Annotated in this window: 12 protein-coding genes; 9 read left to right on the top strand and 3 right to left on the bottom strand. The window is 65.6% G+C overall.

Annotation, left to right across the window (positions count from 1 at the left end; translation table 11 throughout):
• Window positions 1–311: 311 nt before the first annotated feature.
• On the top strand, window positions 312–1,277 hold the full coding sequence (mdh, locus tag AC1DEZ_RS18245; protein ID WP_441472987.1) for a malate dehydrogenase: 966 nt from the start codon (window positions 312–314) through the stop codon (window positions 1,275–1,277).
• Between the two features lie 62 nt (window positions 1,278–1,339).
• On the opposite strand, the gene AC1DEZ_RS18250 is transcribed toward mdh, so the two are convergent.
• Entirely contained in the window at window positions 1,340–1,978 is a 639-nt protein-coding gene (locus tag AC1DEZ_RS18250) for a 2OG-Fe(II) oxygenase (protein ID WP_441510362.1), read from the bottom strand.
• A gap of 176 nt (window positions 1,979–2,154) precedes the next feature.
• Between AC1DEZ_RS18250 and sucC the strand changes: the two genes are divergently transcribed.
• The 7 genes from sucC to AC1DEZ_RS18285 all read left to right on the top strand — a co-directional run bounded on the left by sucC (window position 2,155) and on the right by AC1DEZ_RS18285 (window position 10,099).
• On the top strand, window positions 2,155–3,351 hold the full coding sequence (gene sucC / locus AC1DEZ_RS18255) for an ADP-forming succinate--CoA ligase subunit beta (protein ID WP_476780287.1): 1,197 nt from the start codon (window positions 2,155–2,157) through the stop codon (window positions 3,349–3,351).
• A 9-nt stretch (window positions 3,352–3,360) separates the two neighbouring features.
• Window positions 3,361–4,245, top strand: a complete 885-nt coding sequence (gene sucD, locus AC1DEZ_RS18260; RefSeq protein WP_441510360.1) for a succinate--CoA ligase subunit alpha — start codon at window positions 3,361–3,363, stop codon at window positions 4,243–4,245.
• A gap of 180 nt (window positions 4,246–4,425) precedes the next feature.
• The gene (locus tag AC1DEZ_RS18265) at window positions 4,426–7,383 is read left to right on the top strand and encodes a 2-oxoglutarate dehydrogenase E1 component (RefSeq protein WP_441510359.1); all 2,958 of its coding nucleotides are present in this window, start codon (window positions 4,426–4,428) and stop codon (window positions 7,381–7,383) included.
• 124 nt (window positions 7,384–7,507) lie between these two features.
• On the top strand, window positions 7,508–8,734 hold the full coding sequence (odhB, locus tag AC1DEZ_RS18270) for a 2-oxoglutarate dehydrogenase complex dihydrolipoyllysine-residue succinyltransferase (protein ID WP_476780288.1): 1,227 nt from the start codon (window positions 7,508–7,510) through the stop codon (window positions 8,732–8,734).
• An 11-nt stretch (window positions 8,735–8,745) separates the two neighbouring features.
• On the top strand, window positions 8,746–9,141 hold the full coding sequence (locus AC1DEZ_RS18275) for a hypothetical protein (RefSeq protein ID WP_476780289.1): 396 nt from the start codon (window positions 8,746–8,748) through the stop codon (window positions 9,139–9,141).
• 54 nt (window positions 9,142–9,195) lie between these two features.
• Window positions 9,196–9,612: a VOC family protein gene (locus tag AC1DEZ_RS18280; RefSeq protein ID WP_476780290.1), complete on the top strand. Its 417-nt coding sequence runs from the start codon at window positions 9,196–9,198 to the stop codon at window positions 9,610–9,612.
• Between the two features lie 85 nt (window positions 9,613–9,697).
• On the top strand, window positions 9,698–10,099 hold the full coding sequence (locus AC1DEZ_RS18285) for an MAPEG family protein (protein ID WP_476780291.1): 402 nt from the start codon (window positions 9,698–9,700) through the stop codon (window positions 10,097–10,099).
• Between the two features lie 42 nt (window positions 10,100–10,141).
• Here AC1DEZ_RS18285 and AC1DEZ_RS18290 read toward each other — a convergent pair whose 3' ends face one another.
• On the bottom strand, window positions 10,142–11,803 hold the full coding sequence (locus tag AC1DEZ_RS18290) for an L-lactate permease (RefSeq protein ID WP_476780292.1): 1,662 nt from the start codon (window positions 11,801–11,803) through the stop codon (window positions 10,142–10,144).
• Window positions 11,804–12,032: 229 nt separating this feature from the next.
• Between AC1DEZ_RS18290 and lpdA the strand changes: the two genes are divergently transcribed.
• The gene (lpdA, locus tag AC1DEZ_RS18295) at window positions 12,033–13,433 is read left to right on the top strand and encodes a dihydrolipoyl dehydrogenase (RefSeq protein ID WP_476780293.1); all 1,401 of its coding nucleotides are present in this window, start codon (window positions 12,033–12,035) and stop codon (window positions 13,431–13,433) included.
• 115 nt (window positions 13,434–13,548) lie between these two features.
• Here lpdA and folD read toward each other — a convergent pair whose 3' ends face one another.
• Window positions 13,549–14,409: a bifunctional methylenetetrahydrofolate dehydrogenase/methenyltetrahydrofolate cyclohydrolase FolD gene (gene folD, locus AC1DEZ_RS18300; protein ID WP_476780294.1), complete on the bottom strand. Its 861-nt coding sequence runs from the start codon at window positions 14,407–14,409 to the stop codon at window positions 13,549–13,551.
• Window positions 14,410–14,523 lie beyond the last annotated feature (114 nt).

Here is a 14,523-nt window from a genome sequence, read left to right on the forward strand (position 1 = left end):
AATTTTGTTACGAATTACAATATAAGTAAGTTGTAACTTATGGTCTTTGTCCCAAATGGAACCGAGTGCGCGAAGCCTTCTCCGATAAGTCTTTGAAAAATCGAGCTTGGCGCTGCGCTACCGTCCGGTCTGCCTGCAATGCCCGAGAAAAGCCGCTTTTTGGGCAAGGGTTGCGGCAAAAGCCCGGTTTGGGCCAAAGGAACGCACGCTTCGGCCGGCCCGCCGGCCAGTCGCAGAGCCAAGGCATTGTGGATGTCGAAGCCGGCAGCGGCCGGTCTCGATGGTAGCGCCAGAAACAAAAGGACTAGGCAATGGCCCGTAAGAAGATCGCCCTCATCGGCTCCGGCCAGATCGGTGGCACGCTCGCCCACCTCGCCGGCCTCAAGGAACTGGGGGACGTCGTCCTGTTCGACATCGCCGAGGGCATCCCGCAGGGCAAGGGCCTCGATATCGCCGAGTCCGCTCCAGTCGACGGCTTCGACGCCGGCTACAAGGGCACGAACTCCTATGAGGACATCAAGGGCGCCGACGTCGTGATCGTCACCGCCGGCGTGCCGCGCAAGCCCGGCATGAGCCGCGACGACCTGATCGGCATCAACCTCAAGGTGATGAAGTCGGTCGGCGAGGGCATCAAGCAGTACGCGCCGAAGGCCTTCGTGATCTGCATCACCAACCCCCTCGACGCCATGGTCTGGGCGCTCCAGAAGTTCTCGGGCATCAAGCCGAACATGATCTGCGGCATGGCCGGCGTGCTCGACTCCGCCCGCTTCCGCCACTTCCTCGCCGAGGAGTTCCAGGTTTCGGTCAAGGACGTCTCGGCCTTCGTGCTCGGCGGCCATGGCGACGACATGGTGCCGCTGGTCCGCTACTCCGGCGTCGCCGGCATCCCGCTGCCGGACCTCGTCAAGATGAAGTGGACGACGCAGGAGAAGCTGGACGCCATCGTCGAGCGCACCCGCAAGGGCGGCGGCGAGATCGTCAACCTGCTCAAGACCGGCTCGGCCTTCTATGCGCCGGCGGCTTCCGCCATCGCGATGGCGGAGAGCTACCTCAAGGATCAGAAGCGCGTCCTGCCGGCCGCGGCCTATCTCAAGGGCCAGTACGGCGTGAAGGACATGTTCGTCGGCGTGCCGGTGGTCATCGGCGCCAAGGGTGTCGAACGGGTCGTGAAGATCCGCCTCAATGGCGCCGAGAAGGAGATGCTGGCGAAGTCGGTCGCCTCGGTGCAGGGCCTGGTCGACGCCTGCAAGGGCGTCGACGCGTCGCTGGCCGGCTAAGGCGAGCGATGCGCCGGGCGCAGGCACATAGGCAGCAGACTATCGGGGGACGGCTGCGGCCGTCACCCGAGGTGCAGCACCTTCTTGACCATGTGGGTGAAGGAGCCGCGGCTCTTCTTGCGCTCGACGTCGGCCTGGCTCCGGAGCCAGGTCATCTGGACGACGCGCCGCTCGCCGACGAAGGATGTGTGCCCGTGCCAGGAGTTGTCCGCGCGACGGAACGCGAAGAGCGAGCCGGTGACCGGGCTGATCTCCTCCTTCATGTTCTCGAAGTCGGTGCCGTTGTAGAGCACCCGCAGGCGTCCGGCGGGCGAGTCCTGCCAGGCGTCGTTGAGGTAGACCAGCAGGGTCGCGATCTTCGATTCGCTGTCGGTGTGGATGCGTCCATCCTTCGCGGCGGAGACCTTGCGGATCGTGATCATCTTCGGCTTGTCGACGAGGTCGATGTCGAGCTTCTCGGAGACGATCTCGGACATCTCCCGGCCCTTCATCTCTTCGAGGAGTTTCGCGAAGGCGCCATGCCGGTCGAGATCTTCCTCGGGATGGTAGCCCGATTCACGGATGTCGGGGAAATCGCTGCGCAAGCTGTCGACAGCGCCCGGCAAGATGACGTTGCCGGCGACCAAGTAGTTGTAGGGTTCTCGCTCGGTGCGCGCGGAGCGAACGGAATCGATGTTGATGCAGGAATACGACATCGGCATAGGTTGATCCTCCAGTCAGATCTTCAGTCTGATTGTTCCGTCCTATCATCGAAATCCTCGGCCACGCAATCGGCCGCGAGAGGCGCTCGCGCCGGGGTTTCGCCGTCTTCGATCCGATGGGGTACGGTGCCCGGTTCCGGCCCTTCATTTTCCAAAGCCCAGTCAGGAGCTACCGGATGAATATCCACGAATACCAGGGCAAAGCCATCCTCAAGGAGTTCGGCGCGCCCGTTTCGGCCGGCTTCCCGGCACTGTCGGTGGCGGAGGCGGTCGAGGCCGCCAAGAAGCTGCCGGGGCCGCTTTACGTGGTGAAGTCGCAGATCCACGCCGGTGGCCGCGGCAAGGGCAAGTTCAAGGAACTGCCCGCCGAAGCCAAGGGCGGCGTGCGCCTGGCCAAGTCGGTCGAAGAGGTCGAGTCCCACGCCAAGGAAATGCTCGGCAACACGCTGGTGACCGCGCAGACCGGCGAGACCGGCAAGCAGGTCAACCGCCTCTATATCGAGGACGGCTCGGACATCGAGAAGGAGTTCTACCTCTCGGCGCTGGTCGACCGCGAGACCTCGCGCGTTGCCTTCGTCATCTCGACCGAAGGCGGCATGGACATCGAGGCTGTCGCTCATGACACGCCCGAGAAGATCGAGACCTTCTCGGTCGATCCCGCGACCGGGATCATGCCGCATCACGGCCGCTCCATGGCCCGCATCCTCGGCCTCTCCGGCGACCTCGCCAAGCAGGCCGGCACCGTTCTCAGCCAGATCTATGCGGCGTTCATCGCCAAGGACATGGACATGCTGGAGATCAACCCGCTGATCGTGACGACGCAGGGCCAGATCAAGTGCCTCGACGCCAAGATCTCGTTCGACTCCAACTCGCTCTACCGCCATCCCGAGATCGTTGCCCTGCGCGACATCACGGAAGAGGATGAGAAGGAGATCGAGGCCTCGAAGTACGACCTCGCCTATATCGCGCTCGACGGCACGATCGGCTGCATGGTCAACGGCGCCGGCCTCGCCATGGCGACGCTCGACATCATCCAGCTCTATGGGGAAAGCCCGGCGAACTTCCTGGACGTTGGCGGCGGCGCCTCGGAAGAGAAGGTGACGGCGGCGTTCAAGATCATCACCGCCGATCCGAAGGTGAAGGGCATCCTGGTCAACATCTTCGGTGGCATCATGAAGTGCGACGTCATCGCGCGCGGCGTCATCGCCGCGGTGAAGGCGGTCGGCCTTCAGGTTCCGCTGGTCGTGCGCCTCGAAGGCACGAATGTCGAGGAAGGCAAGACGATCATCCGCGACTCCGGCCTCAACGTCATTCCCGCTGATGACCTCGACGACGCCGCGCAGAAGATCGTCGCCGCGGTCAAGAAGGCCTGAGGAGCAGACATGTCCATCCTGATCGACAAGAACACCAAGGTCATCACCCAGGGCTTCACCGGCAAGAACGGGACCTTCCACTCCGAGCAGGCGATCGCCTACGGCACGCAGATGGTCGGCGGCACCTCGCCGGGTAAGGGCGGCTCGGTTCATCTCGGCCTGCCCGTCTTCGACACGGTCGCCGAGGCCCGCGACAAGACCGGCGCCACCGCCTCCGTCGTCTACGTTCCGCCCCCGGGCGCCGCGGACGCGATCTGCGAGGCGATCGACGCCGAGATCCCGCTGATCATCTGCATCACCGAGGGCATCCCGGTGCTCGACATGGTCAAGGTCAAGCGCTCGCTCTCGGGCTCGAAGTCGCGGCTGATCGGGCCGAACTGCCCGGGCGTCGTCACGGCGGGCGAGTCGAAGATCGGCATCATGCCGGCCAACATCTTCAAGCCCGGCTCGGTGGGCATCGTCTCGCGGTCGGGCACGCTGACCTATGAGGCGGTGTTCCAGACCACCCGCGAGGGCCTCGGTCAGACGACCGCGGTCGGCATCGGCGGCGACCCGGTCAAGGGCACCGAGTTCATCGACATGCTCGAGATGTTCCTGGCCGACGACAAGACCGAGTCGATCGTCATGATTGGCGAGATCGGTGGCTCGGCCGAAGAGGACGCGGCCCAGTTCATCAAGGACGAGGCGAAGCGCGGCCGCAAGAAGCCGATGGTCGGCTTCATCGCCGGCCGCACGGCTCCTCCCGGCCGCCGCATGGGTCATGCCGGCGCGATCATCTCGGGCGGCAAGGGCGGCGCCGAGGACAAGATCGCGGCGATGGAAGCGGCCGGCATCCGGGTGTCGCCCTCCCCGGCGCGCCTTGGAAAGACCTTGGTCGAGGTGTTGAAGGGCTGAGCCCCTGGACCCTCGCCGGCGCACGTCATGGTCGGGCTTGACCCGACCATCTCGTCCCGGAGGAGGCGACGGCAAAACGGCATGAGATGGTCGGCTCAAGGCCGACCATGACGGCAAATTAATGGATGTCCGGGCAAGGGTTCGGACATGTCGCAAGCGGTGAAGGAAGGCAGGAGCATCATGGCTCGCCAGGATATCAACGAGGCTCTCGCACAGACCGGGTTCCTCTACGGCGGCAACGCGGCCTATATCGAGGACCTCTACGCCCGCTACGAGGCCGACCCCAAGTCGGTCGACGAGCAGTGGCAGAGCTTCTTCGGCGCGCTGCAGGACGACAAGCAGTCGGTGCTGGAGAACGCCAAGGGCGCCTCCTGGAAGAAGCCGAACTGGCCGGTCGTCGCCAATGGCGAGCTGATCTCGGCGCTCGACGGCAACTGGGCCGTGGTCGAGAAGGTCGTCTCCGACAAGCTCGGCGCCAAGGCAAAGGCCGCCGGAACGGTGCTCTCGCCGGCCGATGTCCAGCAGGCGACCCGCGATTCCGTGCGCGCGATCATGTTGATCCGCGCCTATCGCATGCGCGGCCATCTCCATGCCAAGCTCGACCCGCTTGGCATCGAGAGCCGCAACGATCGCGAAGAGCTGTCGCCGACCGCCTTCGGCTTCGGCGAGGCCGATCTCGACCGCAAGATCTTCATCGACAACGTCCTCGGCATGGAGTTCGCCACCGTCCGTGAGATGGTCGCGGTGCTGCAGCGGACCTATTGCGGCACGGTCGGCATCGAGTTCATGCACATCTCCGACCCTGAGCAGAAGGCCTGGCTGCAGGAGCGGATCGAGGGGCCGGACAAGGAGATCGCCTTCACCAAGGAAGGCAAGAAGGCGATCGTCAACAAGCTGGTCGAGACCGAGGGTTTCGAGAAGTTTCTCGACCTCAAGTTCACCGGCACCAAGCGCTTCGGTCTCGACGGCGGCGAGGCGCTCGTTCCGGCGCTGGAGCAGATCATCAAGCGCGGCGGCGCGCTCGGCGTGCGCGACATCGTCTTCGGCATGGCCCATCGCGGCCGCCTCAACGTGCTGACCCAGGTGCTCGGCAAGCCGCACCGCGCGCTCTTCCACGAGTTCAAGGGCGGTTCCTTCGCGCCTGATGACGTCGAGGGCTCGGGCGACGTGAAGTACCATCTCGGTGCCTCCAGCGACCGCGAGTTCGACGGCAACAACGTCCATGTCTCGCTGACCGCCAACCCTTCGCATCTCGAGATCGTCGACCCCGTCGTGCTCGGCAAGGTGCGCGCCAAGCAGGATCAATTCGGCGACATCGTCGAGCGTTCGAAGGTGCTGCCGCTGCTGATCCATGGCGACGCGGCCTTCGCCGGCCAGGGCGTCGTGGCGGAGTGCCTGGGTCTGTCGGGCCTGAAGGGCCATCGCACCGGCGGCTCGCTGCACTTCATCATCAACAACCAGATCGGCTTCACCACCTATCCGCGCTATTCGCGCTCCTCGCCCTATCCGTCGGATGTGGCGAAGATGGTCGAGGCGCCGGTCTTCCATGTGAACGGCGACGACCCGGAAGCGGTGGTCTTCGCCGCCAAGGTCGCGATCGAATTCCGGCAGAAATTCCACAAGCCGGTCGTGATCGACATGTTCTGCTATCGCCGCTTCGGCCATAACGAGGGCGACGAGCCGGGCTTCACCCAGCCGCTGATGTACCGCAAGATCCGCGGTCACAAGACCACGCTGGAACTCTACGCCGCCAAGCTCGAGGCCGAGGGCGTCATCAACGCCGGCGAGCTCGACGAGATGCGCGCGGCCTGGAAGGCCAAGCTCGAGGTCGAGTTCGACGCCGGGCAAGCCTTCAAGCCGAACAAGGCCGACTGGCTCGATGGTCGCTGGGCCGGCATGAAGGCGATCCGCGCCGATGAGGACGATCCGCGCCGCGGCGCCACCGGCGTGCCGGCGGCGGTGCTCAAGGAGATCACCGAGAAGATCACGGCGGTTCCGGCCGGCTTCAACGTGCATCGCACGATCCAGCGCTTCCTCGACAACCGCAAGAAGGCGGTCGAGGCGGGCGAGGGCATCGACTGGGCGACCGCCGAGGCGCTGGCCTTCGGTTCGCTGCTGCTCGACGGCAACCCGGTCCGCCTCTCCGGGCAGGATTGCGAGCGCGGCACCTTCTCGCAGCGCCACTCCGTCCTGATCGACCAGGAAACCGAGGCGCGCCACACCTCGCTGAACCATATCCGCGAGGAGCAGGCCCGCTACGAGGTCATCAACTCGATGCTCTCGGAAGAGGCGGTGCTCGGCTTCGAATACGGCTACACCCTGTCGGAGCCGAACGCGCTGACGATGTGGGAGGCGCAGTTCGGCGACTTCGCCAATGGTGCGCAGGTGGTGTTCGACCAGTTCATCTCCTCGGGCGAGCGCAAGTGGCTGCGCATGTCCGGCCTCGTCTGCCTGCTGCCGCATGGCTATGAGGGCCAGGGGCCGGAGCATTCCTCCGCCCGCCTCGAGCGCTTCCTGCAGATGTGCGCCGAGGACAACATGCAGGTCGCGAACTGCTCGACGCCGGCGAGCTACTTCCACATCCTGCGCCGTCAGCTGAAGCGCGACTTCCGCAAGCCGCTGATCCTGATGACGCCGAAGTCGCTGCTGCGCCACAAGCGCTGCGTCTCCGACCTCGGTGAACTGGCCGAAGGCTCGACCTTCCACCGCGTGCTGCATGATGACGCCGAGCGCGGCAAGTCGACCACCAAGCTGGTCAAGGACTCGAAGATCCGCCGAGTCGTGCTCTGCACCGGCAAGGTCTATTACGATCTGCTGGAGGAGCGCGAGAAGCGGGGTGTCGACGACGTCTATCTGATGCGCGTCGAGCAGCTCTATCCGTTCCCGCTGAAGACGCTGGCGCAGGAGCTCGCACGCTTCAAAGCCGCCGACGTGGTCTGGTGTCAGGAGGAGCCGAAGAATATGGGCTCCTGGACCTTCGTCGAGCCCTATCTCGAATGGGTCCTCGGCCATGCCGGCTCCAAGTCGAAGCGGCCGCGCTATGTCGGCCGCCCGGCCTCGGCCGCGACCGCGACCGGCCTGATGTCGAAGCACACCGCGCAGCTCAACGCTTTCCTCGACGAGGCCTTCGCGGCCTGATCAACCCCCGGCGACACCGCTTCGGTGTTACCGGGTTCGATGCCGCATCGGCGCCTGAAGGCCGCTCCCGGGCTTCAGCCGGTGCCGAACCGACCGCCAGAGAACGAGACAACAGAGGCCTGACATGGCGACCGAAATCCGCGTACCCACCCTCGGCGAATCCGTTTCCGAGGCCACGATCGGCAAGTGGTTCAAGAAGCCGGGCGAGGCGGTGAAGGCCGACGAGCCTCTCGTCGAGCTGGAAACCGACAAGGTGACGCTGGAGGTCAATGCCCCGGCCGCCGGCGTGCTCGGCGAGATCGTCGCCAAGGAAGGCGAGACGGTCGGCGTCAACGCGCTGCTCGGCTCGATCGCCGATGGCGGCGCTGCCGCCGCTGCGGCGCCCGCTCCGAAGGCGGAGGCCAAGCCCGCCGCTGCACCGGCCGCCGAGGCTCCGAAGGCGGCTGCGACCAAGGCTGCGGATTCCGGCCCGGCTGTGGCCCGCCTCGCCGCCGAGAGCGGCATCAACGCCTCGTCGGTCCTGGCTTCGGGCAAGGATGGCCGCGTCACCAAGGGCGACATGCTCGCAGCGATCGCGACCGGCGTCGGCGCTGCGCCTGCGGCGGCTCCCGCCCCGGTTCAGGTCCGCGCTCCGTCGGCGCCGGACGACGCCTCGCGCGAAGAGCGCGTCAAGATGACGAAGCTGCGCCAGACCATCGCGCGCCGCCTCAAGGAAGCACAGTCCAACGCCGCGATGCTGACGACCTTCAACGAGGTCGACATGACCAACGTCATGGCGCTGCGCAACCAGTACAAGGACGTGTTCGAGAAGAAGCACGGCGTGAAGCTCGGCTTCATGGGTTTCTTCGTGAAGGCCTGCGTCCAGGCGCTGAAGGAGATCCCGGCGGTGAATGCCGAGATCGACGGCACCGACATCATCTACAAGAATTACTACCACATCGGCGTCGCGGTCGGCACCGAGAAGGGCCTGGTGGTTCCGGTGGTGCGCGATGCGGACATGCTGTCGATCGCCGGTGTCGAGAAGAAGATCGGCGAGTTCGGCAAGAAGGCCCGCGACGGCCAGCTCAAGATCGAGGAGATGCAGGGCGGCACCTTCACTATCTCGAACGGCGGCGTCTACGGCTCGCTGATGTCGACTCCGATCCTGAACGCGCCGCAATCGGCGATCCTGGGCATGCACAAGATCCAGGAGCGTCCGGTCGTCGTGGGCGGCAAGATCGAGATCCGCCCGATGATGTATCTGGCTGTGAGCTACGACCACCGCATCATCGACGGCAAGGAAGCGGTGACCTTCCTCGTCCGCGTCAAGGAAGGCCTGGAAGACCCGGCGCGCCTCGTGCTGGATCTCTGAGACCGGCCAACATGATGATCCCGGCAAAGCTCGTCTCCGGCGGTCTTGCCCTGGCCGGGATCGTCAATCTGCTACCTGTCATGGGCGCAGCCGGTGTCGACTGGCTGCGCTCTCTCTATGGTTTCGAGATCACCTCGCCCGATCTTGAGATACTGCTGCGACATCGCGCGGTTCTGTTCGGGATTCTGGGCCTGCTGCTGCTTGCGGCGGTGGTCCGTCCCGGGCTGCGCGGTGCGGTGGGACTTGCTGCCGCGGCAAGCATGGCGAGCTTCATCGTGATCGCGCTGATGGTCGGTGGCTATGGACCCGCCATCACGAAGATCGTGTATGCTGACATCATTGGCCTCGCAGCCCTCGTACCAATGGGGCTGTCACGGTTTGCGCGGCTGCATCGATCGTTGGGGTGATGCGTTGTGATGTACGATCTGATCTGATCGTTCAGCCCGGGCAGGGGACGGCACATGGCTTTCGGACCCAATCCTCCATCGATCCAGCCACATCTTTGCGTCAGGGGCGGTGCTGACGCGATCGCCTTCTACGAGAAGGCTTTTGGTGCCGAATGCACCTTCAAGGCGTTGGCCGAGGACGGCGTCAGGGTGATGCATGCCAATCTCGCCCTGTTTGGCGGCGAGATCATGCTGCATGACGAGTTCCCCGAATTCGGCGGCCATGTCACGGCGCCGACGAGCCTGAAGGGCACGGGCGTCGCCATCAGCATCAACCTGCCCGCGCCGGCTGATGTCGACGCTGCCCTCGCGAAAGCCGAGGCCGCCGGCGCCGACGTGTTCATGCCGGCGAGCGACGTGTTCTGGGGCGCCCGCTATGGCCGCCTGCGCGATCCCTTCGGCCATGTCTGGGCCTTCAACGCGCCGCTATAGCCGATACCGAGCCTTTGCTTCGCCGGCCGGATTGGCCTCAGCCGGACAAGCTGTCATCCTCCTCTTCTCCAGGCTGGAGGGAGCCATGACAGCACTTCCCATGACCACTGAAATCACCGTTCTCGGCTGGAGCGTGGTGCTCCTGCTCGTGCAAGTCGTTCTACAGGCGGGCACCTCGGCCGATCTCGGACCGGGCTATCTGGTCAGCCCGCGCGACGAGCCGCGCGAACCGAATATCGTCTCGCGGCGTCTCAAGCGGGCGCTCGACAATCTGCTCGAAACCTATCCAGCCTTCGTCGCGCTGGCGCTCGCGCTCACGATCACGGGCAAGGCCGGCGGCAGCGCCGCGACGGGTGCCTGGATCTATCTCGCCGCGCGGGTCGTGTATGTCGCGCTCTACGCTGCCGGCGTCCCGGTGCTGCGCACCCTCGTCTGGGTCGCCTCGTTCGTCGGTCTCGTCATGATGCTGTCTCGCCTGTTGGGCTGAACGGACGGCGCGCGGCGGCGATGGCGGCTGCGCCCCGCGACGCTATTTCACGACCATCGCCGAGAAGGGATGGACATAGGCCTGCAGCATCACGAAGCCGCCGACCAGGCTCGCCAGCGCGATGGAGTGCCAGAAGACGAAGCGCAGGATGACGCCCTCGTGGCCGAACCAGCCGGTCGCCGTGGAGGCGACGACGATCGATTGGGCGTCGATCATCTTGCCCATCACGCCGCCGGAGGAGTTCGCGGCGCCCATCAGGATCGGCGAGAGGCCGAGCTGCTCCGAGGTGACCCTCTGGAGATTGCCGAAGAGCACGTTCGAGGCGGTGTCGGAGCCCGTCAGCGCGACGCCCAGCCAGCCGAGCAGTGTGCCGAAGAAGGGATACAACACCCCCGTTCCGGCGAAGGCGAGGCCGAGCGTGGCGTCTATGCCGGAGAGCCGTGTCAGCGTGCCGATCGCCAGCATGGCGGCGATGGTGATCAGCGAGTAGGCGCAGAGCCGGATCGTCTTGCCATAGACCGAGATCATCCTGCCGGGGCCGAAGCCCATGGCGAAGCCGGAGAGGATCGCCGCGATCAGCATGCCCGAGCCGGTATAGGAGAGCCAGGTGAAGGAGAAGATGGCTCCTTCTGGCGTCGGTTTGGCCGCGACGGGCGCGACCTTGTTGATCATGTTGTGCAGATCGGGAACGGCGTAGTTCCAGGTCGCCCAGGGATTGACCGCGTTCTTGAACCAGCCCGTGCCCCAGATCAGCAGGATCACGCAGACGATGATCCAGGGCATCAGCGCCATCCAGACTTGCGACGAGCTCGGCCTCGCCGCGGCGGCGGGCGGCGTCAGGCTGCCGTCGTCGGAGACGTCGTGGCCGCGCAATTTGGGTGAGATCCAGACCTCCCTTGGCTTCCAGATTTTCAGGAAACCGATCAGGCAGGCCATCGAGATGAGCGAGGCGCCGATATCGACGATCCAGGGATTGATGAAGTTCGAGATCAGGAATTGCGGGACTGCGAAGGAAACGCCGGTGACGAGGACTGCCGGCCAGATCTGCAGCATGCCGCGCCAGCCGGCGAAGACGCAGATCAGCCAGAACGGCACCAGCATGGAGAAGAACGGCAGCTGCCGCCCGACCATGGCGCCGAGCAGGAAGGGATCGATGCCGGTGACCTGGCTCAGGCCCTGGATCGGCGTACCCAGCGCGCCGTAGGCGACGGGCGCCGTGTTGGCGATGAGCGAGAGGCCGGACGCGGCCAGCGGCGAGAAGCCGAGCCCTATCAGGATCGCACCGGTGACGGCGACCGGTGTGCCGAAGCCGGACGCGCCCTCGAAGAAGGCACCGAAGGCGAAAGCGATCAGCAGGAGCTGGATGCGCCGGTCGTCGGTGACGCCGCCGATCGTGGTCTGCAAAGTCTTGAAGGCGCCTGTCTCTACCGTCAGACGGTACAGGAAGATGACGTTGAGGACGATCCAGCCGATCGGGAAAAAGCCGGTGACGGCGCCGAGCACGGTGGCGCGCAAGGACATGCCGGCCGGCATGGTGAAGATAAAGATCGCGACGAGATTGGCGACGATGAGCGCGATGACGGCGGCGATATGCGCCTTGACGGCGTTGGAGGCGATGAGACCGAGCAGAACGGCGACGGGTAGCACGGCTGCGAGCGTCGACAGGGCGCTGTTGCCGAATGGATCATAGACCTGATTCCACATGACGGCGTGCTCCTCCAGTGGGCTCACCTGCATTGCGCTTCAGCGAATGGCGTTTCTTCCTTTTGTCGCGATTGTGCGCAGTAAGCGCTCATAGGTGAGCCGCGACAAGCGCCGCGACATGCTGTCGACGCATGAATGACGTAGCGCTTGATGCGGAACCGATGTATTCCGGCCGCCATCCGCCGCGGCGTTCGCTCGCGGCCTCTCAGCGGATCAGCGGAAGGACGTCATGGCCTACGATCTCGTCGTCATTGGAACCGGCCCCGGGGGCTATGTCTGTGCCATCCGTGCCGCCCAGCTCGGCCTCAAGGTCGCGGTGGTCGAGAAGCGCAAGACGCATGGCGGCACCTGCCTGAATGTCGGCTGCATCCCGTCCAAGGCGCTGCTGCACGCCTCCGAGATGTTCGAGGAAGCCGGCCACACCTTCGAGAAGCTCGGCGTCGTCGTCGGCACGCCGAAGCTCGATCTCAAGGCAATGATGGCCCACAAGCAGGAGACTGTCGACGCCAACGTCAACGGCGTCGGTTTCCTGCTCAAGAAGAACAAGATCGACGCCTTCCACGGCACGGCCTCGATCCCGGCCGCCGGCAAGGTCGTCGTCACCGCCGAGGACGGCAAGACGCAGGAGCTGGAGACCAAGAACATCGTCATCGCGACGGGGTCGGAGTCGGCGCCGCTGCCGGGCGTCGAGATCGACGAGAAGACGGTGGTCACCTCGACCGGCGCGCTTGAGATCGCTTCCGTTCCGAAGGAGCTGGTCGTGGTCGGTGCCGGCGTGATCGGCCTCGAGATCGGCTCGGTCTGGGCCCGCCTCGGCGCCAAGGTCACGGTGGTCGAGTTCCTCGACCGCATCCTGCCGGGCATGGACGGCGAGGTCGCCAAGCAGTTCCAGCGCATCCTGGAGAAGCAGGGCTTCACCTTCCAGCTCGGCTCCAAGGTCACCAAGGTCGACGTGGCCAAGAAGGGCGGCGCGACCGTCACCGTCGAGCCCGCCGCCGGCGGCGAGGCCAGGACGCTCAACGCCGATATCGTGCTGGTCTCGATCGGCCGCCGTCCGAACACCGATGGCCTCGGCCTCGACAAGGCCGGTGTCGCGACGGACCGTGGCCGCGTCGTCATCGACGACCACTTCAAGACCAATGTCGCGGGCATCTACGCGATCGGCGACGTGGTGCGCGGGCCGATGCTGGCGCACAAGGCCGAGGATGAGGGCGTCGCGGTCGCCGAGATCATCGCCGGCAAGCACGGCCATGTGAATTACGACGCCATTCCCGGCATCGTTTACACGGCGCCGGAAGTGGCGGCGATCGGCAAGACCGAGGAAGAGCTGAAGGCGGCCGGCGTCGCCTACAAGATCGGCAAGTTCCCGTTCACGGCCAATGGCCGCGCCCGCGCCATCCGCCACACCGACGGCTTCGTGAAGGTGCTGGCCGACGCTGCGACCGACCGCGTGCTCGGCTGCCACATCATCGGCCCGCATGCCGGCGACCTGATCGCCGAGGTCACGGTACTGATGGAGTTCGGCGGTTCGGCCGAGGATCTCGCCCGCACCTGCCATGCGCATCCGACGCTGGCCGAGGCGGTGAAGGAAGCAGCGCTCGCCGTCGACAAGCGCCCGATCCATATGTGATCGGCAATCCGCGCCGTGCCTTCGGCGCGGTTTCGAGGCTGGCATGGGATTTCGAAGGAGCTGCAGGTTTGCAGCTCCTTTTTCGTTCGGGCGCGATCCTTAGCCCCCGGCGTTTTTAACCCCGCCGGGCGTGGAAGGCCGTCAGCGTGTTCTTGAGCAGGCAGGCGATGGTCATCGGGCCGACGCCGCCGGGGACCGGGGTGATGGCGCCCGCGACCTTCACCGCCTCGGCGAAATCGACGTCGCCGGTGAGCTTGCCGTCCGGCAGACGGTTGATGCCGACATCGATGACGGTCGCACCGGGCTTGATCCAGTCGCCTTTGACCATGCGCGGGCGGCCGACGGCGGCGATCACCACATCGGCGCGCTTCACCACGGCGGGCAGATCGCGCGTGCGCGAATGCGCGATGGTGACCGTGCAGTCGGCCTGAAGCAGGAGCTGGGCGACCGGGCGGCCGACCAGCTCCGAGCGGCCGATCACCACCGCGTCGAGCCCGGACAGGGAGGGCAACGCCTGCTTCAGCAGCAGCATGCAGCCGAGCGGCGTGCAGGGCACGAGGCCGTTCTTGCCGCCGGCGAGCAGGCCTGCATTGATCGGGTGGAGACCGTCGACATCCTTGGCAGGATCGATGGCGTCGATGATGCGGCCGGTGTCGATATGCTTCGGCAGGGGGAGCTGGACGAGGATGCCATCGACGCCGTCGTCGGCGTTCAGCTCGGCCAGTTTGGCGAGCAGCTCCGCTTCGGTCGTCTCAGCCGGCAGCCGGTGGGCGACCGAGTTCATGCCGACTTCGACGGCCAGCTTTTCCTTCGAGGCGACATAGACCTTGCTCGCCGGGTCTTCGCCGACGAGGACGACATGCAGCCCCGGCACGAGTCCGCTGGTGGCTTTGATCGCCGCGACCTCCCGGCCGATCTCGGCCCTGAGCGCGGCGGCGGCGGCTTTGCCGTCGATGATGCGGGCTTCGCCGGTCATTTTCCGACCTCATGCTTGGTGATGACGTCGCCGTCATGCGCGATCCGGCCGGCCCGGACAAGCCCGAATGCGACGGCCGCATGGCCGCAGACGCCATCGGCGGGGGAGGAGTGG

The organism is Allobosea sp. 10L422 (assembly GCF_056395345.1).